General features: G+C 61.0%; 21 protein-coding genes and 1 riboswitch. Of the genes, 10 read left to right on the top strand and 11 right to left on the bottom strand.

Annotated elements, in window-relative coordinates; all coding sequences use genetic code 11:
• Positions 1 to 23: 23 nt before the first annotated feature.
• Positions 24 to 191, top strand: a riboswitch (yybP-ykoY riboswitch).
• Between the two features lie 10 nt (positions 192 to 201).
• Positions 202 to 765, top strand: coding sequence for a manganese efflux pump MntP (mntP, locus tag ACA046_RS12790; protein ID WP_497676686.1), 564 nt, complete (start codon positions 202 to 204; stop codon positions 763 to 765).
• 144 nt (positions 766 to 909) lie between these two features.
• On the opposite strand, the gene ACA046_RS12785 is transcribed toward mntP, so the two are convergent.
• Positions 910 to 1,977, bottom strand: coding sequence for an NAD(P)-dependent alcohol dehydrogenase (locus ACA046_RS12785; RefSeq protein WP_497676685.1), 1,068 nt, complete (start codon positions 1,975 to 1,977; stop codon positions 910 to 912).
• 148 nt (positions 1,978 to 2,125) lie between these two features.
• On the opposite strand from ACA046_RS12785, the gene ACA046_RS12780 reads away from it, so the two are divergent.
• From ACA046_RS12780 to ACA046_RS12770, 3 genes are all read left to right on the top strand, one after another.
• Positions 2,126 to 3,022 (top strand): glyoxalase, encoded by an 897-nt coding sequence (locus ACA046_RS12780; RefSeq protein ID WP_459028182.1) that lies wholly within the window; start codon positions 2,126 to 2,128, stop codon positions 3,020 to 3,022.
• Positions 3,019 to 4,410, top strand: coding sequence for an alginate export family protein (locus tag ACA046_RS12775; protein WP_497676684.1), 1,392 nt, complete (start codon positions 3,019 to 3,021; stop codon positions 4,408 to 4,410). Before ACA046_RS12780 ends, ACA046_RS12775 begins: the two co-directional genes overlap by 4 nt.
• Positions 4,411 to 4,497: 87 nt before the next feature.
• Positions 4,498 to 5,316, top strand: coding sequence for an alpha/beta fold hydrolase (locus tag ACA046_RS12770; RefSeq protein ID WP_497676683.1), 819 nt, complete (start codon positions 4,498 to 4,500; stop codon positions 5,314 to 5,316).
• Between the two features lie 59 nt (positions 5,317 to 5,375).
• On the opposite strand, the gene ACA046_RS12765 is transcribed toward ACA046_RS12770, so the two are convergent.
• Complete coding sequence (locus tag ACA046_RS12765) at positions 5,376 to 5,792, bottom strand: DoxX family protein (protein ID WP_459028176.1); 417 nt, start codon at positions 5,790 to 5,792, stop codon at positions 5,376 to 5,378.
• Between the two features lie 107 nt (positions 5,793 to 5,899).
• A complete protein-coding gene (locus ACA046_RS12760; protein WP_459028174.1) occupies positions 5,900 to 6,775 on the bottom strand; it encodes a LysR family transcriptional regulator in 876 nt (291 codons plus the stop codon).
• 176 nt (positions 6,776 to 6,951) lie between these two features.
• Between ACA046_RS12760 and ACA046_RS12755 the strand changes: the two genes are divergently transcribed.
• On the top strand, positions 6,952 to 7,950 hold the full coding sequence (locus ACA046_RS12755) for an NAD(P)H-quinone oxidoreductase (RefSeq protein ID WP_459028172.1): 999 nt from the start codon (positions 6,952 to 6,954) through the stop codon (positions 7,948 to 7,950).
• Between the two features lie 65 nt (positions 7,951 to 8,015).
• A complete protein-coding gene (locus tag ACA046_RS12750; RefSeq protein ID WP_497676682.1) occupies positions 8,016 to 8,621 on the top strand; it encodes a glutathione S-transferase in 606 nt (201 codons plus the stop codon).
• Positions 8,622 to 8,627: 6 nt separating this feature from the next.
• Here the strand turns inward: ACA046_RS12750 and ACA046_RS12745 are convergent, their stop codons facing one another.
• Together ACA046_RS12745 and ACA046_RS12740 are read right to left on the bottom strand one after the other, a co-directional pair.
• Positions 8,628 to 9,752, bottom strand: a complete 1,125-nt coding sequence (locus tag ACA046_RS12745) for an alkene reductase (RefSeq protein WP_459028168.1) — start codon at positions 9,750 to 9,752, stop codon at positions 8,628 to 8,630.
• 95 nt (positions 9,753 to 9,847) lie between these two features.
• Entirely contained in the window at positions 9,848 to 10,525 is a 678-nt protein-coding gene (locus ACA046_RS12740) for a type 1 glutamine amidotransferase domain-containing protein (RefSeq protein ID WP_076016386.1), read from the bottom strand.
• 167 nt (positions 10,526 to 10,692) lie between these two features.
• Here ACA046_RS12740 and ACA046_RS12735 point away from each other — a divergent pair, with 167 nt between their 5' ends.
• Positions 10,693 to 11,649: a GlxA family transcriptional regulator gene (locus tag ACA046_RS12735; RefSeq protein WP_076016387.1), complete on the top strand. Its 957-nt coding sequence runs from the start codon at positions 10,693 to 10,695 to the stop codon at positions 11,647 to 11,649.
• 4 nt (positions 11,650 to 11,653) lie between these two features.
• On the opposite strand, the gene ACA046_RS12730 is transcribed toward ACA046_RS12735, so the two are convergent.
• Positions 11,654 to 12,160: a GNAT family N-acetyltransferase gene (locus ACA046_RS12730; protein WP_309149025.1), complete on the bottom strand. Its 507-nt coding sequence runs from the start codon at positions 12,158 to 12,160 to the stop codon at positions 11,654 to 11,656.
• A 190-nt stretch (positions 12,161 to 12,350) separates the two neighbouring features.
• Between ACA046_RS12730 and ACA046_RS12725 the strand changes: the two genes are divergently transcribed.
• Positions 12,351 to 13,220, top strand: coding sequence for an undecaprenyl-diphosphate phosphatase (locus tag ACA046_RS12725; RefSeq protein ID WP_497676681.1), 870 nt, complete (start codon positions 12,351 to 12,353; stop codon positions 13,218 to 13,220).
• A gap of 112 nt (positions 13,221 to 13,332) precedes the next feature.
• On the opposite strand, the gene rtcA is transcribed toward ACA046_RS12725, so the two are convergent.
• The 4 genes from rtcA to ACA046_RS12705 all read right to left on the bottom strand — a co-directional run bounded on the left by rtcA (position 13,333) and on the right by ACA046_RS12705 (position 18,308).
• A complete protein-coding gene (gene rtcA / locus ACA046_RS12720; RefSeq protein WP_497676680.1) occupies positions 13,333 to 14,358 on the bottom strand; it encodes an RNA 3'-terminal phosphate cyclase in 1,026 nt (341 codons plus the stop codon).
• A 9-nt stretch (positions 14,359 to 14,367) separates the two neighbouring features.
• The gene (locus tag ACA046_RS12715) at positions 14,368 to 15,162 is read right to left on the bottom strand and encodes a nucleotidyltransferase domain-containing protein (protein ID WP_497676679.1); all 795 of its coding nucleotides are present in this window, start codon (positions 15,160 to 15,162) and stop codon (positions 14,368 to 14,370) included.
• Between the two features lie 36 nt (positions 15,163 to 15,198).
• A complete protein-coding gene (locus ACA046_RS12710) occupies positions 15,199 to 16,425 on the bottom strand; it encodes an RtcB family protein (RefSeq protein WP_497676678.1) in 1,227 nt (408 codons plus the stop codon).
• A 332-nt stretch (positions 16,426 to 16,757) separates the two neighbouring features.
• Entirely contained in the window at positions 16,758 to 18,308 is a 1,551-nt protein-coding gene (locus ACA046_RS12705; RefSeq protein ID WP_459028156.1) for a vWA domain-containing protein, read from the bottom strand.
• Between the two features lie 204 nt (positions 18,309 to 18,512).
• Between ACA046_RS12705 and rtcR the strand changes: the two genes are divergently transcribed.
• Positions 18,513 to 20,120 carry an RNA repair transcriptional activator RtcR gene (rtcR, locus tag ACA046_RS12700; protein WP_497676677.1) on the top strand — a complete coding sequence of 536 codons (1,608 nt, stop codon included), beginning with the start codon at positions 18,513 to 18,515 and terminating at the stop codon, positions 20,118 to 20,120.
• 7 nt (positions 20,121 to 20,127) lie between these two features.
• On the opposite strand, the gene ACA046_RS12695 is transcribed toward rtcR, so the two are convergent.
• Positions 20,128 to 21,045 carry an ADP-ribosylglycohydrolase family protein gene (locus ACA046_RS12695; protein ID WP_497676676.1) on the bottom strand — a complete coding sequence of 306 codons (918 nt, stop codon included), beginning with the start codon at positions 21,043 to 21,045 and terminating at the stop codon, positions 20,128 to 20,130.
• 205 nt (positions 21,046 to 21,250) lie between these two features.
• Between ACA046_RS12695 and ACA046_RS12690 the strand changes: the two genes are divergently transcribed.
• Positions 21,251 to 22,990: a dipeptidase gene (locus ACA046_RS12690; protein ID WP_459028150.1), complete on the top strand. Its 1,740-nt coding sequence runs from the start codon at positions 21,251 to 21,253 to the stop codon at positions 22,988 to 22,990.
• Positions 22,991 to 23,010: the final 20 nt, after the last annotated feature.

The following is a 23,010-nucleotide window of genomic DNA, read 5'->3' as shown; positions in this document are numbered from 1 at the left end:
TTTCATGTAGCCAAGGCTATGATCCGCCACCTCGTTGGGGAGTAGCCTGCTTCGGATTCTCGAAGCGTTCGTATCAACATTCTCGGCAACATGCCGTGGTGCGAACACCATTTTGGTTGGTGAGACCAGCGACACATCCATGCCTGAAGTCGGGCGTGTGGTTGTGTCGTTGACTCATATAGCCCGACTGGAAGTCTTACCGTGAACCCCATTTCCCTCATCCTTCTCGCCCTTGCCATGTCCACGGACGCCTTTGCGGCGGCTATCGGCAAAGGTTCCAGCCTGCACAAACCGCGTTTGACCGAAGCCCTGCGGGCCGGCCTGATCTTTGGTGTGATCGAAGCCATCACGCCGATTATTGGCTGGGCTATTGGCCAGGCTGCCACTCGCTGGGTGGAGGACTGGGACCATTGGATCGCCTTTACCTTGCTGGTCGGCCTCGGCCTGCACATGATCTACAACGGCATGAAAGCCGATGATCCAGAGGAAGAGAAACCGAGCCAGCACTCGTTCATGATTCTTGCCGTGACCGCATTTGCCACCAGCATTGATGCACTGGCGGTCGGTGTGGGCCTGGCGTTTGTTGACGTGAATATCCTGGTGGCGGCAGCGGCTATTGGTTTTGCGACGATGACCATGGTGACCATCGGCATGATGCTCGGCCGGGTGTTGGGGACCGTGGTGGGCAAGCGCGCCGAGATGGTCGGCGGCGTGGTGCTGATGCTGGTGGGTGCGACGATTTTGTATGAGCACCTGTCGGTCTAGACAATAGCGAAGATCAAAATGTGGGAGCGGGCTTGCTCGCGAAGGCGGTGGTTCAGCCAGCATATTGAGCGACTGACACACCGCCTTCGCGAGCAAGCCCGCTCCCACACAAGCCCGCTCCCACAGGGGTTCTGCGGCGATTAATCAGGCCGCGTGCGTTTCTTTCTTCAAGCTCTCGATATCGATCACAAACCGATACTTCACATCGCCCTTGAGCATCCGCTCGTAGGCTTCATTGATGCTCTGGATGTCGATCATCTCGATGTCCGAGACAATCCCGTGCTTGGCGCAGAAATCCAGCATGTCCTGGGTTTCCTGGATGCCGCCGATCAACGATCCGGCCAGGCTGCGGCGCTTGAAGATCAGGTTGAACACGGTCGGCGACGGGTGCGGGCTGTCCGGGGCACCCACCAGGGTCATGGTGCCGTCGCGCTTGAGCAGGTTGAGGAAGGCATCGAGGTTGTGAGACGCAGCCACGGTGTTGAGGATGAAGTCCAGGGAGTTGGCAACCTTGGCCATTTCATCCTGGTTCTTCGACACCACTACTTCGTCGGCGCCCAGGCGCAGGCCGTCTTCGCGCTTGTTCGGCGAGGTGGTGAACAGCACGACGTAGGCGCCCATGGCGTGGGCGATTTTCACCGCCATATGCCCCAGGCCACCCAGGCCGACGACGCCAACGCGCTTGCCCGGCCCGACGTTCCAGTGGTGCAGTGGTGAGTAGGTGGTGATGCCTGCACACAGCAGCGGCGCGACCGCCGCCAGGTTGCTCTCGTCATGGGAGATGCGCAGGACGAACTTCTCCTTCACCACGATAGTGTCCGAGTAGCCGCCGAACGTATTTTCGCCACCAAACACCGGGCCGTTGTAGGTGCCGGTGAAGCCGTTTTCGCAGTACTGCTCTTCGCCTTCGGCGCAGGATTCGCACTGCTGGCAGCTGTCGACCATGCAGCCGACACCGGCCAGGTCGCCCACCTTGAACTTGCTGACATTGGCGCCCACCGCCGTCACCCGGCCAACGATTTCATGGCCTGGTACAGACGGGTACAGGGTGTTTTGCCATTCGTTGCGCACGGTGTGCAGGTCCGAGTGGCAGACGCCGCAGTAGAGGATGTCGATTTGCACGTCGTCGGCCCCGGGGGCGCGACGCTCGAATGTGAAGGGTTTGAGTGAGTCCTTGGAGTCACGAGCGGCATAGCTGTAAGTCTTGGCCATTTCGTTCACCTGCGTAATCAGACGTTGAAGTCAGTTGACCAGCATAGACGCTGAACCGTTCAACCGAGCACGTCCATACAATCCGCCGGGCGGCCCGGTCCCTAAGCTGACGGCTTTCGATCACGCTAAAGAGTGCTGGAGAGTGGGCATGCGCAAGAAAGTAATGACGATACCGCTGGCATTGACGTTGTTGGCCGCACAGATGATGGGGAGCGCGTTTGCCGCAACCCCGAACGTAGCCGTGGCGCCGCAATACGACACCAGCCACGTTTATGTCGCCCCGGCTGACGTGGACCGCTTTGCCCAGAGTTTTCTCGCCACGTTCGGCGGCAAAAGCACGGCCCAGGTGGTGGTGAATGTACTGCCCGTGCCCAGCAGCACCACCTCGCAACTCTTGCAGACGCCGGCAGGCACGGTGTCGTTGTTTGGCTTCACCACGCCCGTCCCGCATCCGTTCGGCCAGGAGCGCAACGGCTACCTGGTCAAGGACATGGAAGTTGCACTCAAGGCTGCCCGGGAAAACGGCGCGGCGGTGATTGTCAGTGATTTCCCCGACCCCATTGGCCGTGATGCGGTGATCCAGTGGCCGGGCGGTGTGAATATGCAGCTCTACTGGCACACCAAGGCCCCGGATTACGCGGCGTTCCAGACCGTTCCGGAGAACCGCGTGTATGTCTCCAGCGACCGCGCCGACACGTTCATCAAGTCCTTCGTCGGGTTTTCCCACGGCAAGGTCCTGACCGATGACAAGCATGCACCGGCGGTCGAGATTGGCCAGGCCAGCGGCAGCTATCGCCGCGTCGATATCGAGTCGCCGTTCGGGCGCATGGCGGTACTGGTCACCAACGGCCAACTGCCCTACCCCTTCGGCCATGAAACCACCGGCTACCAGGTGGCCGACCTGACCGACACGCTGGGCAAAGCCACTGGCTCCGGTGCCAAGGTGCTGGTTCCGGCGTTTGACAGTAAGGGCCGGCGCAGCGCGCTGGTGCAATTCCCGGGCGGTTACGTCGCGGAGATTCACCAGCTCAGCGGGGCAAAATGATCCGCAGCACAGGCTGGGGCCTGGCGGTGTTGTGGCCGCTGCTGGCAGGCAGCGCCCACGCTGACGATCAACCGGCACGGCCAGCGATCAAAGCCAACCGCTGGCAGGAAGACTGGTCCGTGCTCAAGGACCCAACGCTGCGCACCCAACCCCTGGACAGCCTGAAGTACATCCCGCTGTCCAGTGCCAACCCGCTCACTTACCTGTCCCTGGGCGCGACCTTGCGCGAGCGCTTCGAGATGAATGACGCGGGCGGTTTCGGCGTAAATAACGTGGCCCGTGACCGTTACCTGATCCAGCGATTCCAGGTGCATGCCGACCTGCACCTGAATGAAAACTGGCGGGTGTTCACCCAGCTGGAAGACGCCCGGGCCTATGACAAGACCTCAATCGGCGGCGCCGACCAAAACCGTGTCGACCTGCGCCTGGCCTTTGCCGAATACATCAACACCTTCAGTGCCGGCACGTTCAAGGGCCGCGTCGGCAGGCAGGACTTTGCCTTCGACTTGCAGCGCTTCATCTCATCACGGGATGGACCGAATGTGCGCCAGTCCTTTGATGCGCTATGGGCAGACTGGGAAACCTCGAACTGGCGTTTTATCGGGATCGCCAGCCACCCGGTGCAGTACCAGGACGAGCGGCACTTCGACGATAAATCCAACGCTGACGCGCAGTTTCACATGCTGCGGGTCGAGCGGTTGGTGGGTGGCAAAAATGAGCTGTCGGCCTATTACGGGGTGTATGAACGCAGCGATGCCCACTACCTGGACGGCGACGGCGATGAAAAACGCCAACTGTTCGACGCGCGATTGGGCGGCGCGGCCCTGGGCTTTGACTGGGACATTGAAGCCATGCTGCAAGGTGGCTCGGTGGGGCACAAGGATATCCGTGCCTGGGGTGGCGGCAGCCGCGTGGGCTACACCTTCGACAGCCTGGCCTGGACGCCGCGCCTGGGGCTGCAGATGGATATCGCCTCGGGCGACCGCCACGCCGGTGACGGCACGGTGGGGACGTTCAACCCGCTGTTCCCCAATGGCTACTACTTTTCCCTGGCGGGTTATACGGGCTACAGCAACCTGATTCACGTCAAGCCGTCGATCACCGTCAAGCCCATCGCCAAGCTCAGCGTACAGACCGCCGTGGGCCTGCTCTGGCGGCAAACCACCGCAGACGCGGTCTACACTCAGCCCAACCTGCCGGTGGCCGGAACCGCAGGCCAGGGTGAACGCTGGACCGGCGCCTATGCTCAAGTTCGCACCGACTACGTGTTTACCCCCAACCTCACCGGCGCCGTCGAGGCCGTGCACTACGCGGTCGGCCAGACGCTGCGGGATGCCGGCGGGCATGACAGCAATTACCTGGGGGTCGAACTCAAGTTCAGTTGGTAAACCCAACCAAGCACACCCGTACAAGCGCTGCCAGCGCCTGTTCGACAATAGTCAGCCTTTGCCTTCGTACTCACCCAAGGAGTTTCCATGAGCACTTTACTCACCAAAGACGGCACCGAAATCTACTTCAAGGACTGGGGCAGCGGCAAACCGGTGCTGTTCAGCCACGGCTGGCCACTGGACGCGGACATGTGGGAATACCAGATGGAGTACCTGAGCAGCCGCGGCTACCGCACCATTGCGTTTGACCGCCGTGGTTTTGGCCGCTCGGACCAACCCTGGACCGGTAACGACTACGACACCTTCGCCGACGATATCGCCGAACTGATCAACCACCTGGACCTGCAGGACGTGACGCTGGTGGGCTTTTCCATGGGCGGTGGCGACGTCGCCCGCTATATCGCGCGCCATGGCAGCGCGCGCGTGGCCGGCCTGGTGTTGCTGGGGGCGGTGACGCCGCTGTTCGGCCAGAAACCCGACTACCCGCAAGGTGTTCCCAAGGATGTGTTCGACGGCATCAAGGCCGGCCTGCTGAAGGACCGCGTGCAGTTCATTTCCGACTTCAACACACCGTTCTTCGGCATCAACAAGGGCCAGAAAGTCTCCGAGGGCGTACTGACCCAGACCTTGCAGATCGCCCTGCTCGCCTCGCTCAAGTCCACCGTGGACTGCGTCACTGCATTCTCGGAAACCGACTTCCGCCCAGACATGGCCACGATCGACGTGCCAACGCTGGTGATCCACGGTGATGGCGATCAGATCGTACCGTTCGAAACCACCGGCAAGGTGGCCGCCGAGATGATCAAGGGCGCCGAATTGAAGGTGTACAAGGATGCGCCACACGGCTTCGCGGTCACCCATGCCGAAGCCTTGAACGCCGACCTGCTGGCGTTCCTGAAGCGCTGAAGCGATTGCATCACCCTGCTCCACTCCTTTTGGCCGGGGTTGCCCCCGGCCTTTTTTATTCAGGCGTAACGCAGCACGCCGATCCACCGCTGGTTGAACGCTATTCGCCCGGGCCCGGCAATCAGGATGCTGGTGAATATGATCAACAGCAGCCAGCCAAACTGCCCTTCGAGCAGTGTCCATTGCGGATGCACCACCAGCATGGCAATCCACAGCACACTCAGGATCGGCAAGCAGGCCAGGCGCACCAGCACCCCGGCAATGATCAACAGTGGGCACAGTACTTCGGCGAAAATCGCCAGCAGCAGTGTCACGCTCGCCCCCAGGTGAAAAGGATCCTCGATCACCTTCAACTGATCGCCATAGTCCAGCAGCTTGGGCAGGCCATGGACCCACAGCAGGAACAAGCCCCCGCTGACCCGCAAAAACAGCAGCCCTAAATCCCGTGCCCCGTCATCCCGTAGTAATGCGTTCATAAGTGACCTGTTCCCGTGACGTTCCCCGACGTATTTACGCCGGAACCGGAGCCGATTGTGCGGCCACGGACGCCTCGGAAATTGCAGCGATGTGCTGACCTGCGACCTTACTCACTCGTGTCGGCAAACCCGGCGACGATCTCATTGATCACCACCCGCACCCGCGCGGTGTGCCGCAAGTCGGCGTGGGTTACCAGCCACACATCGTAGGGCAATGGTCGCGTACGGTCCGGCCATAGCCGCACCAGACCGTCCCGTTCGCCGGAAACCACCGGGATCTCACCGATGCCCAGGCCCGCAGCGATGGACCGGCGCACCAGCAGGCTGGAGCTCAAGGCAGCGACGATGCGCCCACGGCCCAGCGGCTCGGAGACCAGGGTCATGTCTTTCTGGCTTTGCAGGTGCGGCTCGTACACCACCAGGTCGTGCCCTTCGAACACGCTACCCGGCTCCGGTACGCCGTGACGGTCGATATACGCCTGCGAGGCAAATAGCCCCACCGGCCAGCGGGCGATGCGCCGGGCGATCAGGTCGGGGTTGTCCGGGCGAGTGTTGCGCACGGCGATGTCGGCTTCACGCTTGGCCAGGCTCAGGATCTGGGTCGAAGCGTCCATCTGCACCCGCACGTCAGGGTGCGCGTCGTGCAACCGGGCGATGGCCGGGATCAAGAAGTCGATGGCCAGGGAGTCGGTGGTGGTCACCCGCACGGTGCCGGTCAGGCGGTCGTCCAGGCCCTGGACCTGACGTTCCAGGTCAATGGCCGAACGCTCCATTTTCTCCACTGATTGCAAGGCGGCCTCACCCACGGCTGTCAGCGCATAGCCTTCGGAGGTGCGCAAAAACAACGTCGCGTTCAAGGACTTTTCCAGGGCATTGACCCGCCGCCCCACGGTGGCTTGATCCACCCCCAGCACCCGCGCGGCACCACGTAATGTGGACTCGCGGCACACCGCGAGAAATACCCGGGCATCGTCCCAGTTCATGGCTTCTCCCTGCGATGCAGTTTTGCATCATCGTGACGTGTAATCGCAGCATTATTGCATCACTCATCACGGCTATGCTGGGCACCAGAGAAAATACCCAGGATCGCCAGCAGGCTGAACCGCCCGGTACCGGGCGCGGTCTCAACCCATACGTTCATTGCTACAGGTGCGCTCAAATGAATCTGCCCCACGAAATGACCCTGATCGAAATCACTAGCCCCGGCGGCCCCGAAGTCCTGCAACCACGCCAGGAGCCGGTACCTGTCGCCGGCCCCGGCGAAGTGCTGATCCGCGTACACGCCGCCGGCGTCAATCGCCCGGACGCCCTGCAGCGCGCCGGCACGTATCCGATGAAACCCGGAATGAGCCCGATTCCCGGGCTTGAAGTGGCCGGTGTGGTGGTCGCACTGGGCGAAGGCGTCAGTGAGTTCGCATTGGGCGACAACGTCTGCGCCCTGACCAATGGCGGCGGGTATGCGCAGTACTGCGCGGTGCCCGCCAGCCAGACCTTGCCGGTTCCCGATGGCCTGGAGTGGATTCAGGCGGCAGCGATCCCGGAAACCTTCTTCACCGTGTGGGCCAACCTGTTCGGCATCGGCGGCGCGCACAAAGGCCAGCGCGTGCTGATCCACGGCGGCACCAGCGGCATCGGCACCACCGCGCTGATGCTCTGCCGCGAGTTCGGTATCGAAGCGTTCGCCACCGCCGGCAGCGCAGAAAAATGCGCCGCCATCCGCGAGCTGGGGGCCGAGCCGATCAACTACCGGGAACAGAATTTCGCCGAGGTCATCGCTGACAAAACCGCTGGCAAGGGCGTCAATGTGATCCTCGACATCATGGGTGGCTCCTACCTGAACGACAACATCAGCGCCCTGGCCATGGAAGGTCGACTGGTGATGCTGGGCTTCCTGGGCGGCGCACGCGCCAAGGACATCGACCTGCTGGCAATTCTCGGCAAACGCGCGATCGTTACCGGATCGTTGTTGCGCTCACGCACCCGGGAAGAAAAAGCTGCGATTGCCGCACAACTGCGTGAACACGTGTGGCCGGTGCTGTCGGCCGGGCGTTGCCTGCCGATGATCGATGAGGTGTATGCCTACACCGACGCCGCGAAGGCCCATGCGCGGATGGAAGGTGGTGATCACATAGGCAAGATCGTGTTGCGGGTGGATTGATAAACAGGGGGGGGAAAAGGTTTATAACGTCATCTGAACAAGACACTGTGGTCAATGGAGGCTTCATGAAACTGGTCGGAATGCTGGACTCGCCCTACGTGCGCCGCGTGGCAATTTCCCTGGAGCTGTACGGTGTCGCGTTTGAACACCAGGCACTGTCGGTGTTCAGCACCTTCGATGAGTTTTCCAGGATCAACCCGGTGGTCAAGGCGCCGACACTGGTGCTCGACGACGGGACGGTGCTGATGGATTCCGGCCTGATCCTCGAATACCTGGAAGCCCTGGCGCCGGCTGACAAAAAGCTGTTGCCCCAGCAAACAGTGGCACTTGCCCGGGATCTGCAAGTGATCGGCCTGGCGCTGGCCGCGTGCGAAAAAACCGTGCAAATCGTTTACGAACACCACCTGCGGCCCGCCGAAAAGCTGCACCAACCCTGGATCGACCGCGTGACCGGGCAACTGCTGGAGGCTTATTCGTTATTGGAGGCGTTGGTGGCGGAGCGCGACAGCAACGCGCCGCTGACCCAGGCGAGCCTGACGGTGGCGGTCGCCTGGTCCTTCACCCAGCTCAAGATAGCCGACGTCGTGAAGGCCGATGCGTTCCCGCACTTGCAGCGCCATGCGGCACGTGCGGAACAGCATTCGGCGTTTCACAAGTACCCGACCGAGTAGCAGCGTTTACCCGGCGTACACCGGGTAATCGGTGAAGCCCACTTCCGTACCGCCATACAGGCCGGCAGCGTTCAACGGGTTCAGCGGCCAACCGTTGAGCAGGCGCTGGGGCAAGTCGGGGTTGGCAATGTATGGCCGGCCAAATGCAATCAGGTCCGCCAGCCCCGCCTCTACCAGTCGCACGCCGCGCTCTGCGGTGTAGCGGCCGGCGTAGATGATCCGACCGGTGAAGGTGTCGCGCACAGCCCGGCGGAACGACTCGGGCAATTCCGGCGCGTTGTCCCAGTCAGCCTCGGCGATGGACACGTAGGCGATGCCGGTGGCCTCAAGTATCTTGATCGCCTCAATGTAGGTGTGATGTGGATCCTCCTCGACCAGGCCAATGTAAACACGATCCTGGTCAGTGCCACTGAACAACGGCGCAAAGCGCACACCCAGGCATTCCGGGCCGACCACTTCGGCCACCGCTTCGACAACTTCCCGCAAAAAACGCAGACGATTGTGCAGCGAGCCACCGTATTCATCTTCGCGCTGGTTGGAATGCGCCGAGATGAACTGGTTGACCAGGTAGCCGTTGGCCGAATGAATCTCCACGCCATCAAAGCCGGCGGCCAGTGCGTTTTTTGCAGCCTGGGCATACAGCCCGACCAGTTCCTTGACCTCGGCAGTAGCCAAGGCGCGGGGCTCTGGCGGCTGCACCAACTCACCGGTGCCGGGCCCGGTTGCAACGAATGCCTTGGCTTGCTGCGGCTGAATCGCCGACGGCGCGACGGGTGCTGCGCCGTCGGGTTGCAGATCGTGATGGGACACGCGGCCCACATGCCAAAGCTGGGCGAAGATCACACCGCCTTCTGCATGCACGGCCTCGGTCACGGTACGCCAGCCGTCAATCTGCTCCGGTGTGTAGATGCCCGGGGTCCAGGCATAACCCTGGCCGCGGGGCTCGATCTGCGTGCCCTCGCTGACCATGAAGCCGGCGGTGGCGCGCTGGCGGTAATAGAGCGCCATCAGGTCCGTGGCGATATCACCGGGCTGGGCACTTCTCTGGCGGGTAAGTGGCGGCAGGACAATGCGGTTTTTCAGGGTGTGGTGCCCCAGTTTGATCGGTGTACCTAAAGCGCTGTTACTCATGATGGGGGGTCCAGAGGCGAATTTCGGGCGTGCAAAAGTGGCCGGCTCCCGATCAGGGGAGCCGCCAATCACTTACTTTTGGGGGATTTAGCGGGTTACGCGGTCAGCTTCAACAGCGCTTTGGCGACGTCACTGGAACTGGCAGGATTCTGCCCCGTGACCAGCAGGCCATCTTCAATCACAAAGGACTGCCAGTCGGCACCCTTCTCGTACTTGCCGCCCAGTGCCTTGAAATCATCCTCGATCAGGAACGGCACCACGTCGGTCAGGCCAACCGCGGCTTCTTCGGAGTTGGAGAAGCCGGTGACGCGTCGGCCCTTGACCAGCGGCTCGCCGTTGACGGCCTTGACGTGACGCAAGGCGCCCGGGGCGTGGCACACAAAGCCAATCGGCTTACCGGCACGCTCGAAGGCTTCGATCAGGGAAATGGAGGTTTTCGACTCTGCCAGGTCCCACAGCGGGCCGTGGCCGCCTGGGTAGAAAACGGTGTCGAAGTCGCCGGCGTTCACCGACTCCAGCTTCAGCGTGGTGGCCAAGGCCTGCTGTGCCGCCGGGTCGGTGGCGAAGCGGCGGGTCTGGTCGGTTTGCGAATCCGGCAGGTCGCTGACCGGATCCAGCGGCGGTTGCCCACCGGCTGGCGAGGCCAGGGTCACATCGGCCCCGGCGTCCTTGAACGCGTAGTAGGGAGCAGCAAATTCTTCGAGCCAGAAGCCGGTCTTGCGGCCGGTGTCGCCAAGCTGGTCGTGAGAAGTCAAAACCATCAATACTTTCATGTGCCAGTGCCTCGGGGTGATATGGGTTGGAATGGAATGAAGCTTAGGAGCCGGGCCAAAACCGCACAATGTCATGTCCGCAAGGATTCCGGACATTGTGCCAAGCCGGTTGCCGTTTACCGGTTACACGCCGACAATCACCGCTCCGCGCCCCTTGGAGAGATGAGATGCACAGCATTGCGCTGATGGTTTACCCGAACTTTCAATCCCTCAGCCTTAGCCTGGGCTCGGTGTTCGAGTGCGCGAATCTGCTGCGGGGAGAGCAGGCGTATGAGTTTCACCTGGTGTCGGAGAGTGGCGGCCCGATCATGACGTCCCAAGGGTTCTCGGTGAACAGCACACCGATCCGGCCCGAGGGTTATGACACATTGATCGTCAGCGGCTACCTGGAGTTCCAACTGCCTGATGCCAACCTGCTGAAGCTGGTCCAGGCGGCCTCTAAGCAGTCCCGACGGATTGCTTCGCTGTGCATGGGCATCTTCGTGCTGGCCGAAGCCGGGTTGCTCGAGGGCAAGCGCGCGACCACCCACTGGCTGCATGCACCGGCGTTTGCCAAGCGCTACCCGCAGATTCGCCTGGAGGAAGACAAACTGTTCGTCGTCGACGGCCAGATCTGGACCGGCGCCGGCATGAGCGCCGGGGTGGACCTGGCGCTGGCGATGGTGGAGAACGACCTGGGCAGTGACCTCGCCCGCCGCATCGCGCGCAAGCTGGTGATTGCCCAGCGGCGTGGCAGCGAACAGTCGCAACTGTCGGCGCTGCTGGAACTGGACCCCAAATCCGACCGCGTGCAGCTGGCCCTGGCCTACGCTCGGGAGAATCTGACTCACGACCTTTCAGTCGAGGCATTGGCGGCCGTGGCGCGGCTCAGCCCGCGCCAGTTCAGCCGGGTGTTTCGCGAGGAGACCGGGCAAACCCCGGCCAAGGCCATCGAGTCCCTGCGAGTAGAAGCCGCGCGAGCGATGATGGAGACCAGTCGGCATCCGGTGGAAGTGGTCGCCCGCGAAACCGGGTTCGGCGATCGCGAGCGTATGCGCCAGGCGTTCCTGCGCGCATTCGGGCAACCGCCTCAGGCGATGCAGGCGGCGCTGTTCAGTGCAGGGGCTGGCGCAGCGTTCAGCTGATGCCTCAGTGCAGCGCCGCTCGGGTCACGAGGAAGCTCAGCAGGTTCGGCTCATCATCCAGCTCAATGGCCTGGACCGGACGGGGCAGGTTATCCAACACCGTGCGCCAGAACGCCTGGCTCACTTCATCCTGATCATAGAAACGCACCAGCCAGTTCGCCTCGCCACTGCTCAAGACCTGGGTGGCGATGGCGCGGCCAATGCCTTTGCGGCGATAGCGTTTCAAGATGAACAGGTCTGCCAGTTCCAGCGCGTCGATCCCCGGCAATTCGCTGCCTTCGATCAGCAGGAAACCTGCAATAAAGCCATCGACCAATAGCAGGTTGGCGCTCCATTGCGGGTCTTGCCAGTAGCGGGCCAGATGCTCCTCATGGATGTAGAAGCGGCCGTCCACCTCGACGTCTTCCTGTTCCCAGTCCGAGGACTCGTAGGCGTAGAACTGGTAAAGATTAGCGATCAGCGCGGCATGTTCCGGGCCGGTTTCGATCAGTTCGACGGTGGTATCGGGGATTGCAGGCATGGGCATCTCGGCAAAAAAACAGGGCGCCATTGTCAACAAAAGCCACTGGCAATGCCAATACATCGGCCAAGCTTTCTACTTGCTGAACCGATCGCACTTTTCTCTTGTCAACGACAAAATCATTACAAAGTTAGACTAAACTCCGCGCCACTTCCCTCCCCTCGTTTTCAGGATAAGTACTTTGACAAACGTCTGCACCAGCGGCCTCGATGTCGGCTTTGCGTCCCTGGATTACCTGCAAATCGGCATTCTGGGCATCATTCAGGGCATCACCGAATTGCTGCCCGTGTCTTCCACCGCCCACATGCGCATCGTGCCCGCCCTGCTCGGCTGGCCGGATCCGGGCTCGGCGTTTTCCGCAGCCATGCAGTTGGCTGCCTTGGCTGCAGTGGTCAGTTACTTCTGGAAGGATGTGCGCCAGGTCACCGTAGGCAGCATCAGCGCGGTGCGCCAGGGCGACTACAACAACCAGTGGTTCAAGCTGGCGGTGGCGATTGTGCTGGCGACGATTCCGATTGGTATCGCCGGGATTGCCTTGTCGTCGACGCTCAACGCCTGCAACTCGCCGTTGCGCGGGCTGATGGTGATCGGGATTTCCTGCCTGGTGATGGCCGTGCTGCTGGCCGCGGCCGAACTCAGCGCAAGGCATAAGCGCACGGTGGGCGAAATGCGCCTGCGGGATGCGCTGATTGTTGGCATTGCGCAGATCGGCGCGCTGATTCCCGGGGTTTCCCGCTCGGGCTCGACCCTAACCGCCGCACTGTTCCTCAATTTCAAGCGTGAAGAAGCGGCGCGGTTTTCGTTCCTGCTGGGCTTGCCGGCGATCGCGCTGGCGGGGCTTAAGGAGCTGTGGGTATTGTTCCACGCCGACCTGCCCGCCCACGCGTGGCCGCATTTGATCTTTGGCCTGGTGGTTGCCAGTGTCTCGGCGTTCTTCGCGATCTGGGGCCTGATGAAGTTCCTGGAGCGGTTCTCCACCTGGCCGTTCGTGATCTACCGTGCGGTGCTGGGGGTATTCCTGATTGTGGCGGTGAGCACCGGGTTCCTGTAGGAGCGAGCTTGCTCGCGATGGTCGTTAACGAGGACGCGCCCAGCCTGGATAAACACGGTGCCTGGGCGTTTTTCGCGAGCAAGCTCGCTCCTACAGTACGCGGTCGGCCAGGCTACAGCGCCCGGCATTCAATCCTCAGCAATTGATGGCCTTGCTCGTAGCTCTCAATCACCACCGGCAAAAACCGCTGGATCACCGCCATGTTGCTCTGCAGGTGCTCGGTCATCCGCAGCGTGGTGAAACTGCCGCCGCCGGCAAGTGCTATCGGCAGCAATAGCTGGTCGGCCAGATGCTCGGCGACGACTGCTTCGCTGGCAACCCACTCGAGCGCCTGTTCGATGGCCTGATCGGCCACCGCCTCTGCTCGCAACCTGGCCTGGCCAAATGCGCTGAACACTTCGGTGACGTGCGCATGTGCATATTCCAGCAACAGGACATTGCCTGGCCCGTGCTCCGCGTCAAGGTTCACCGCGTGCAACTGCTCCTGCTTGATCGCCAGCCGCTGACGCACACGTTCCAGCTCACGCTCGGCGACATGAACAGGCAACCCGGCACTCAGTGTGGTTGCTCGCGAGCCCTGCAATTCACCCCGCTCAGTGAGGTGCAACGGCATCAATGTGCTCGGATGTATAAACGCCACAATCTCGCCACCACCAGCCGGTACAAAACCGTGACGCACCAGCGTCAACTCGACTCTGGCGCCCATCCGCCGCAATTGCGGCAACCAGGCGCGCTCAAGAAAATCCACCGGAGGCGCCATCGGATTGTGGGTGCCTCCGCAAATGCTGACGCGGCTGGCTTGCGGGGCCAGCAACAACGCCGGCAACACTGTCTGCAATACCAGGGTGCAACTGCCGGCTGTGCCGATAGAAAATTTATAGTCCCCGCCCTGGATAAGGCCAGGCTCAAACAGCAACGCCTGGGAACCCAGTTCGGCGCCTTCGGTCCGAGCGCCACATATCTGGGCAGCGGCCAGAACCGCCGTCAGGTGCTGACGCAGCAACCCTGGCCGACTGCGCCTGGCACGAATATTTTTAATCCGCAGCGTGCGCCCCGTCACCATCGACAGGCTCAAGCCACTGCGCAACACCTGGCCGCCGCCGATGGCACCGTCCAGCTCGATCACATCCTGGTTCATATCCATTCCTTATGCGTAGTGCTTTACCGTTTCCCTCAGGTAGTGGTCCAGCAAGTGCGTGTGTTCCTGCGTACGTGGCAATTTGGGGACTTCGCGCTCCAGCTCTGCCGAGATAAACCGGTGCAACGCCGGGCGCCTGGGTCCATACGCGGCTTCTCCGGCATTACGTTTCAGGGCCAGCAGCGTCGCCACTTCATCCAGCAAGAGTGGGTCCGTGACCGTCGACAACAGGTCGGCAAATGTCATCGGTGGCCGTCCGAGCCCAAGGTCGATCCAGCGCACCGCCAGCAACGGCCGCAGCACATAGAAGTACTTTTTGAAGCGCACCGTGTCGCCTTGCAGGTACCCACGAAAGTTCTTCCTGGCCATCGAAAAATAGTGACTGCGGGCTGCAGGCGGGCTGTAGAACGCTTCCGCCAGGGCCTGCAGGCGCGAGGTCGCAGGCGTTTCGCTGCGATACACCAGCGGCGAATCGAGCCACTCCAGCAGCGTCGGGTTGGATTTACGCAGCAGCCCGAGGGTCTTGCGCAACTCCCAGCCGCTGATATCCAGCTCGTCGTCCAGCGGACGTTCGATCACGTCCCGTGGCGTATCCACCTGGACAAACCAGTCCGGCTTTTCCACATAGACGAAACGCACGTCGTAATCACTGTCGGTGGAAGCAAAGCCCCAGGCGCGACTGCCGGATTCACAGGCATACAGCACCGTGACGCTTCGCTCGCGCTCTATGCGCTCCAGCTCAAGCAAGACCCGTTCGCGCATGGCGAGACTGAGGGGATGACGGTCGTCCTGTTCCCTATTCATGTTTAATGCTCCTGTACAACCATCAAATTCCAGACTTTATCCCTTCACGCACACCACCTGACGCAAGGTGTGCAGCACTTCCACCAGCTCGCGCTGGGCGTGCATGACTTGGTCGATATCCTTGTAGGCCATCGGAATCTCGTCGATTACCGCAGCATCTTTACGGCATTCCACGTGGGCCGTTGCGCGCACCTGGTCGGCCACCGTGAAGGTGTTTTTGGCCTTGGTGCGGCTCATGATCCGGCCGGCGCCATGGCTGCAGGAGCAGAACGACTCTTCGTTACCCAGCCCGCGCACGATGAAACTTTTCGCGCCCATGGAACCGGGAATAATCCCCAGCTCACCCTTCTTTGCCGACACCGCACCTTTACGAGTGACCAGAATTTCCTCACCGAAATGCCGCTCTTTTTGCACATAGTTGTGGTGGCAGTTCACCGCTTCCAGCGCCACTTCAAAGGGTTTGTGGATCACCTTGCGCGTCGCCTCAACCACCGCCCGCATCATCATCTCGCGGTTCTGTCGGGCAAAATCCTGGGCCCAGCCGACCGCTTCCACATAGTCATCGAAGTGCTGACTGCCTTCCTCGAAGTAAGCCAGGTCGCGATCCGGCAGGTTGGCGATGTGCTGACGCATGTCCTGTTGAGCCAACTGGATAAACAGGTTACCGATGGCATTGCCGACGCCACGGGAACCGCTGTGCAACATGAACCAGACCCGGTTGGCTTCATCCAGGCAGACTTCGACAAAGTGGTTACCCGAACCCAGCGTCCCCAAGTGTTGGCGGTTGTTGGTGTTCTTCAGTTTCGGGTACTTGTCGGTGATCGTTTTGAAGCGTGGGTGCAACGCCGCCCATACCTGGTCGGCCTGCTGCGGAACAGTGTCCCAGGCACCCTTGTCACGCCCGTTACGGCCGTTGGTGCGACCATGGGGCACGGCCGCCTCGATCGCGCAGCGCAGGCCGTGAAGGTTATCCGGCAGGTCGGCGGCAGTCAGCGAGGTACGTGCGGCAATCATGCCGCAGCCGATATCCACGCCAACGGCGGCCGGGATAATCGCGCCCACGGTGGGAATCACGCTGCCAATGGTCGAGCCCTTGCCCAGATGCACATCCGGCATCACCGCGAGGTGTTTGAAAATGAACGGCATCTTCGCCGTGTTCATCAGTTGCTGGCGAGCCTCTGGCTCAACCGGTACCCCTTGGGTCCAGAGCTTGATGGGCTTGCCGTTGGCAACTTCCAGCAGTTGGTAGGTCTTCTCTTGCATGATCTCGATTCTTTTTGTATGTGCCGCAGGCGCGGCGTTTCAAGTAAACAGACGGCGACAAAAGGAGGGTGAAACATGCGGCACGCTCTCCCGCTGAGCTACAGTCTTGCGACTGGCGGGACTCGAACCCGCGATCATTCCGTACTGTAGTTTCACCGGCATTCGCCGAGGCAATCGTAATAAGGTGGCACGACAAAAAGTGTGACTGAGCGCCGGAACATACCGGCTTACCATAGATGTACAGCCACAGGCATTCGTGCCGTCACTGGCGCTGACAAGGGTCTGACGAGACGTCTTGGATGTAGTCCCGTCGGCATTCAGCGCCGGTGAAATCAAACTTCTATTGCTTCAATCGCCTGCACCCAATGTTGCGCACCGTAGCGCCCTTCGGCGAACTGCGCGACCACATCAAATACCGCATCACTGAAGCCTCCCACATTCAAAATATCCTGGCGGTCTGCCGCCTGCGTGGTTGCGCCCGGCTGCATATCGATACACACCAGCCGCGCTTGCGGGTTGACCTGCTTGATCAACTCCCACTGACGCATGGTTTCGGTACCGCGCTGACGCCGGGCGTCAATCCACGACTCGTTGTCAGACACCAGGATCACCGTATCCACTTTCATTTTGGCCCCGGCAATTTTCGCCAGCGGCGCCGAGCAGTTAGTCCCGCCTCCGCCGATGGCTGCCAGCTTCTGCGCATTGCTCATCACACTGTCACGCGGGTTGAGCCGGATATCCACCACATGGTTTTCAAACGGCATCAAGCGTGCGTCTGGCTGCTTGCGCAAGATCGCCGCGCCGATCAAGGCCGCCACATCGATGCAACGTACAGCGCTCGTTGCGCCCTCGCGATACCCGGTGACCGGGCTGTGCATCGAGCCCGACACATCAGGGCAAACCACCACCGAACCTTGCAACACCGGCACGTTGGCCAGGGACAACTCAAGGGCGTCCTGCAGGGCTTCACGCACGCAGGCCGGTACGTCATCCCCCGCCATTCGATACGCCGCCAGCAACTGGTACGGGTAAACCCGCGCCTTGGCGATCGCCTCTGCATCAGCCAACCGCGCCGCAACTTGCCATGCGAACCCTGGCACCTCGAACGCGCCTTGGCGTGCAAAGGTATTAAGGTTCATGCGCAGGGCCTGCCAACCCATGTTATCGGCCTGGGCAGCCCATTGTTCTTTGCTGAGCTTCTCGTTTCCAAGCAACTGGAACGGTACCGCCGGCACCTCAGTGGTCGAACCACTACGAAAGGCGAGCAAGGCCCGAGTCAGCTCCGGCAAGGCTTGCACCTCCACCGGCCGCCCGATCAACCAGGCGAAGAACGCTTCACGCCATGGTTCAGTGGGCTTGGGGTGAACCATTTTCACCACATCCGCCAACGATGGCTGATTACCGACTGACGCCTGCAAAAGCTGACGCTCCGTCGCAGTGTTCAACCAGTTCTGCACCAGGCGCTTGGGCTGCGAGCCCAGGGACTTGCGCCCAGTCACACCGCTGCGCAGGATTTGCACGAAGTTGCGCAACATCTTGCCGCTGTCCACCACCTGCTCGAACACCTGCGGCACCATCACCGAACGCTGCGCTACCAATGCGGCCAACAGCAATGCCGGCATGTCTTTCATGTGGCCTTGGCGGCGGGCATAGCACGCAACCTTGGCGACATAGCGGCTGTCCAGCTCGCCGGCCAACCGCAACACGCTCTCCAGCTGGCTTTCGGCCGAGGCGTGGAAGGTCTGGTTCAGGCAACCGGTGACTGCCAACTGGGCCAGCTTGTGCTTGGCGCTGTAGGCATAAGCCGGTACCTGTGTAGCGTTCAAGGTGTCGCATGCAGGCAGTTTCGCCTGCTGGGTGTTGAAGATCTGGGAGTTGGCCATCGTGGCGTCTCGCTCTGTTGTGTGTTCCGTTGCGAGAGTTATTGCAGCTGCCATGCCAGGTTTTAATTTCCGTCGTTAAATATTTTTATCTATTTGTTTTATATGAATATTTTTAATTTAAATAACTAATCGACTCGACTGCGATGACATTCCCTTCAGAAATTACTTATCCTTACATATCGCCATCTATATTTTGGTATCGCCATGATTCAAAAGCGCACGGTCGCCATTGGTTTTATCGGTTCAACCCTGGACCGGGTCGGCAAAGGCGGCAATCGCTGGAACCATTGGCGGCCCAGCGTCGGCCTTTGCCAGCAGCAGGAAGTATTGATTGATCGCCTGGAGCTGATTCACGGTGTCGACGCACGAGACATCAGCCTGGCTCAGCGGGTACGCGACGACATCCAGCAGGTATCGCCGGAAACCGAGGTGCGGCTGCACCCCATGCACCTGAAGAACCCTTGGGATTTCGAGGAGGTATACGGCGCTCTGCACGACTTCACCACCGGCTACCGCTTCGATACCGACCACGAGGATTACCTGGTCCATATCACGACCGGCACCCACGTTGCGCAAATCTGCTGGTTCCTGCTGACAGAAGCGCGCTATCTGCCAGCCCGCTTGATCCAGACGTCTCCGGCTCGCCGCCGCAACGAAGAGGAACGCGCCACCGGCACTCATGCACTGATCGACCTCGACCTGTCGCGCTACGACCGCATCGCATCACGCTTCGCCCACAAACGCCTGGAAAGCCTGGCCTTCCTCAAATCCGGAATCGCCACACGCAACCCGGCCTTCAACCGCTCCATCGAACAGATCGAACGCGTGGCCGTGCGCTCCAAGGCACCGATGCTGCTGATCGGCCCCACCGGTGCCGGCAAGTCATTCCTCGCGCGGCGCATCTACGAACTCAAGCGCAGCCGGCATCAGGTGCAGGGACGTTTTGTTGAAGTGAACTGCGCCACCTTACGCGGCGATGGAGCGATGTCGGCGCTGTTTGGCCATATCAAAGGCGCCTTCACCGGCGCCCAGAACGCCCGCGACGGCTTACTGCGCGCAGCAGACGGCGGCATGTTGTTCCTGGATGAGATCGGCGAACTGGGACTCGACGAACAGGCGATGCTGCTCAAGGCGGTCGAAGAGAAGCGCTTCTTCCCTCTCGGTGGCGACCAGGAAGTCACCAGCGACTTCCTGATCATCGCCGGCACCCACCGCGACCTGCGCGGCCGCGTCGCGGAAGGGCTGTTCCGCGAAGACTTGTACGCCCGGATCAACCTTTGGACATTCGACCTGCCGGGCCTGGCAGGGCGCCGTGAAGACATCGAACCGAACATCGACTTCGAACTGGAACGCCACGCCCGCGAACAAGGCCAAGTGGTGCGCTTCAACCTCGAAGCCCGGCGGCGCTACCTCGCCTTTGCCTGCTCCAGCGAAGCGGCCTGGCTGGGTAACTTTCGCGAACTGTCCGCCTCCATCACACGCATGGCTACCCTGGCGGACAGCGGGCGCATCGACGAAAGCCAGACCCAGGAAGAAATCGACCGACTGCGTTACGCCTGGGGCCTGGAGTCGCCGCAGAACGATTGGCTGTCACGCCTGGGCGTCGATACCGAACTGGACCTGTTCGACCAACTGCAACTTAACGCCGTGATCGAGACGTGCCTCCAGTGCGACAGCATTTCCGATGCCGGACGACGCTTGTTCGGCGTCTCCCGACAAGCCAAGGCGCAGCCGAACGATGCCGATCGACTACGCAAATACCTGGCGCGATTTTCGATTGAGTGGAAACAGTTGGCGGAGTTGAAGGGCTGACGGATACCTAGAGTGCCGCAGCCTGGCCTTGTGCCGCCTGAAACAACGCGTCGGCAGTCTCCTGAATCTCTTCACGCTGCCACACCTTGCCCAACCACTCGATCGGAATGCCCTGCACGCCGTAATACGCACCAGCCAACTGGCCCACGATCGCCGCAGTAGTGTCGGCGTCATCCCCCAGGTTTGCGGCGGCCAGCACGGCCTCGGCAAAGCTGTCGGTGTGATGAAAACACCATAGCGCCGCCTCAAGCGAAGCCACCGCGTAACCAGAACCAACGATGTCGCTGCACGCCTTATCGAGGTAGTGCCCACCAGCAATGTCCACAACTTTGGGTCCGCTCAAGTCCAGATAGTCCACCTTTAGTACCTGCGCTTTCGAATCCCCACGCAGCGCATTGGAAATACACTCCGCCAGCACCAGGCAACATTCAATCGCCTCCAACGCGCCATGAGTGGTGCGGGAACTGTCGACGGTAAACTCCCGCAAACGCTCGGCATCAGGGAAACAGAACAGCACCACCGGGGCCAGGCGCATCATTGACCCGTTACCCGCCGAGTACGGGTCGGTGGAGCCTGAGAATGGATTACCAGTGTGCTGATACGCCGCCAATGCATCACGAACGGTGCTCCCGATATCGAAACACTCCCCCGTAGAACTAAGGTAGCCCCACTTCCACCAGTTCAAATAACGCCCCATCTGATCGCTAGCGTCAAAACCATTCTTGCGCAGCAGGCTTTCGGCCAGACACAGCGCCATGGATGTGTCATCCGTCCACTGGCCAGGCAAAAGCTGGAACGGCCCACCACCCACCATATCGGTGACCGGGGCAAACGACCCACGGCGCATGAACTCAACCGTGGTCCCTATTGCATCACCACAGGCCAGCCCAAGCAGGCTGCCGCGGTAACGGTCTGAAAGCATCATCAACACCACTCCTTTGCACACATAACACCCTAACCGCAGAACCATACCGGAGCTTTCTGTTCTGTGGGTCATCGCGCATTTCTATGGGAAATTTCCTACCCAAGCACTCCCCTCCCCCAGCCTCCCGGTGGTAGTGTGTGAAATTGTTTCTGACCTTCTGATCAGACATTTCTCACTCACTCCCTGCAAAGGAATGCCCTCAGCAATGGATTTTTCCCTCAAGCAACTGGCCGTAGCCACCCTGATGGCCGCCAGCCTTTCGGTGTTCGCCACCCAAGCTCAAGCCAACCTCACCCCGCAACAGAATGTGATCATTCTGAAGACCTTCAGCGACGCTTCGGTCAAGGATTTCAGGCAGTTTCTCGGTAGCCTGGCCAAGAGCGACGTGGCCAAGAGCGACAACCTCGGCCCGGCTATCAGCGCGTTCCTCGACAACAAGGACCTGACCGCCGACCAGCAGAACGAAATCCATCGCCTGCTCGGCCTGTATGCGCGGGTGAAGTACGGCGCTGCCGCCACTGAAACCCTGCGCGAACTGGTGGAGATCCCGACGTTCCAGGTGACCGGCGTGGCCCAGCACGACAACCCCGAGTTCATCAAGATCGCCGCCAAGATCAAGAGCCTGGCCGAGTCGTTCAACCTGAACTTCCGCAACATCGACAATCGCGTCTATGAGATCTCCCTGGAAGGTAGCGGCGATGAAGTCGTCGGCATTCATGCTCACGCCGACGTGGTACCGGTAACCCCGGAAAACTGGGTGCTCAAGGACGGTACCAAACTCGATCCGTTCAAGGTCACACTGATCGGCGACCGCATGTATGGCCGCGGCACCGAGGATGACAAGAACGGCATCGTGGTGGCGATGTACGCAATGAAGGTGATCAAGGAAGAGAAGCTGCCGCTGGCACGCAATTTCAAGCTGCTGGTGGACACCACCGAGGAAACCTCCGGCGACGCGATCCCGTACTACTTCGAACACAACCCAACGCCCAACTACAACCTGGCGCTGGATGGCGGCTACCCGGTGGTGATCGCCGAGAAAGGCTACGGCACGGTCATGGCCAAGTTCCCTAAGCGCAAGGCTGAAGGCAAAGGCGCAGAAATCATCTCGATGACCGGCGGCAAGGCCACCAACCAAATTCCGTCGGCGTCGGTGGTGACACTGTTGAGCGACAAGCCCGCCGAACTGGCCGCCAGCCTGCAAAAGGCCGGTAGCGAATACGCCAAACGCAATGGCGGCGACTTCGAAGTGGCAGCCAAGGTCGACGGCAAGGACGTCAAGCTGACCGTCACTGGCGTGTCCGCTCACTCCTCCGAGCCAGAATCCGGTGTGAACCCGGTGGCCCGCATGCTCGACTTCCTCAACGGCCTCGACGGCAAGGTGGCGCTCAAGCACAACCAGTTCACCGATGCCGCGCGTTATGCCGCCACCAACTGGGGCCTGGATTACCTGGGCGGCAAACTGGGTGTGGGCTTCTCCGATGCGTTCATGGGGCCGCTGACCACGTCGCTGACCTATGTCGGTGAGGATGACGGTACCTTCAAGCTGGCGGTCAACCTCCGGGTGCCGAAGGGCAAGTCGCCGGAAGCGCTCAAGGCTGAAATCGCCGACAAGCTGGCAGCCTGGACCAAACAGAACCACGTGGCCGTGAGCTTCGACTACTCGATCGCCGAGCCGATGTACCGCAACCCTGAAGGCGAGTGGGTCAAGGCGCTGTTGGCCGTGGCCAGCGAGAACCTGGGCATGGAGCACAAGTACGGGACTTCGGCCGGCGCCACCTCGGTGCATGAGTTACCGAATGGCGTGCAGTTCGGCCTGGCGCGGCCAGAGGTCAAGTACACCGGCCATACCGACAACGAGTTCAAGACCGTCGACCAGTTCCTGCTGGACCTGCAGATCGTCACTGAAATGATGGGCCGCATCGGGCAACTGCCGAAGCTCTGACCCTCCCTTCGGACCCGCCT

The sequence above is a fragment of the Pseudomonas sp. LBUM1641 genome (assembly GCF_059716235.1).
This window is presented reverse-complemented; position numbering and strand designations above follow the sequence as displayed.

What these genes read in the sequence shown, in the direction of transcription:
- ACA046_RS12715 (WP_497676679.1), bottom strand. Translation starts at nt 15,162, where the DNA reads ATGAATAGGGAACAGGACGACCGTCATCCCCTCAGTCTCGCCATGCGC.
- ACA046_RS12695 (WP_497676676.1), bottom strand. Translation starts at nt 21,045, where the DNA reads ATGATGCTTTCAGACCGTTACCGCGGCAGCCTGCTTGGGCTGGCCTGT.
- ACA046_RS12785 (WP_497676685.1), bottom strand. Translation starts at nt 1,977, where the DNA reads ATGGCCAAGACTTACAGCTATGCCGCTCGTGACTCCAAGGACTCACTC.
- ACA046_RS12745 (WP_459028168.1), bottom strand. Translation starts at nt 9,752, where the DNA reads ATGAGTAACAGCGCTTTAGGTACACCGATCAAACTGGGGCACCACACC.
- ACA046_RS12735 (WP_076016387.1), top strand. Translation starts at nt 10,693, where the DNA reads ATGCACAGCATTGCGCTGATGGTTTACCCGAACTTTCAATCCCTCAGC.
- ACA046_RS12770 (WP_497676683.1), top strand. Translation starts at nt 4,498, where the DNA reads ATGAGCACTTTACTCACCAAAGACGGCACCGAAATCTACTTCAAGGAC.
- ACA046_RS12760 (WP_459028174.1), bottom strand. Translation starts at nt 6,775, where the DNA reads ATGAACTGGGACGATGCCCGGGTATTTCTCGCGGTGTGCCGCGAGTCC.
- ACA046_RS12690 (WP_459028150.1), top strand. Translation starts at nt 21,251, where the DNA reads ATGGATTTTTCCCTCAAGCAACTGGCCGTAGCCACCCTGATGGCCGCC.
- ACA046_RS12705 (WP_459028156.1), bottom strand. Translation starts at nt 18,308, where the DNA reads ATGGCCAACTCCCAGATCTTCAACACCCAGCAGGCGAAACTGCCTGCA.
- rtcR (WP_497676677.1), top strand. Translation starts at nt 18,513, where the DNA reads ATGATTCAAAAGCGCACGGTCGCCATTGGTTTTATCGGTTCAACCCTG.
- ACA046_RS12765 (WP_459028176.1), bottom strand. Translation starts at nt 5,792, where the DNA reads ATGAACGCATTACTACGGGATGACGGGGCACGGGATTTAGGGCTGCTG.
- rtcA (WP_497676680.1), bottom strand. Translation starts at nt 14,358, where the DNA reads ATGAACCAGGATGTGATCGAGCTGGACGGTGCCATCGGCGGCGGCCAG.
- ACA046_RS12755 (WP_459028172.1), top strand. Translation starts at nt 6,952, where the DNA reads ATGAATCTGCCCCACGAAATGACCCTGATCGAAATCACTAGCCCCGGC.
- ACA046_RS12710 (WP_497676678.1), bottom strand. Translation starts at nt 16,425, where the DNA reads ATGCAAGAGAAGACCTACCAACTGCTGGAAGTTGCCAACGGCAAGCCC.
- ACA046_RS12740 (WP_076016386.1), bottom strand. Translation starts at nt 10,525, where the DNA reads ATGAAAGTATTGATGGTTTTGACTTCTCACGACCAGCTTGGCGACACC.
- ACA046_RS12750 (WP_497676682.1), top strand. Translation starts at nt 8,016, where the DNA reads ATGAAACTGGTCGGAATGCTGGACTCGCCCTACGTGCGCCGCGTGGCA.
- ACA046_RS12775 (WP_497676684.1), top strand. Translation starts at nt 3,019, where the DNA reads ATGATCCGCAGCACAGGCTGGGGCCTGGCGGTGTTGTGGCCGCTGCTG.
- ACA046_RS12780 (WP_459028182.1), top strand. Translation starts at nt 2,126, where the DNA reads ATGCGCAAGAAAGTAATGACGATACCGCTGGCATTGACGTTGTTGGCC.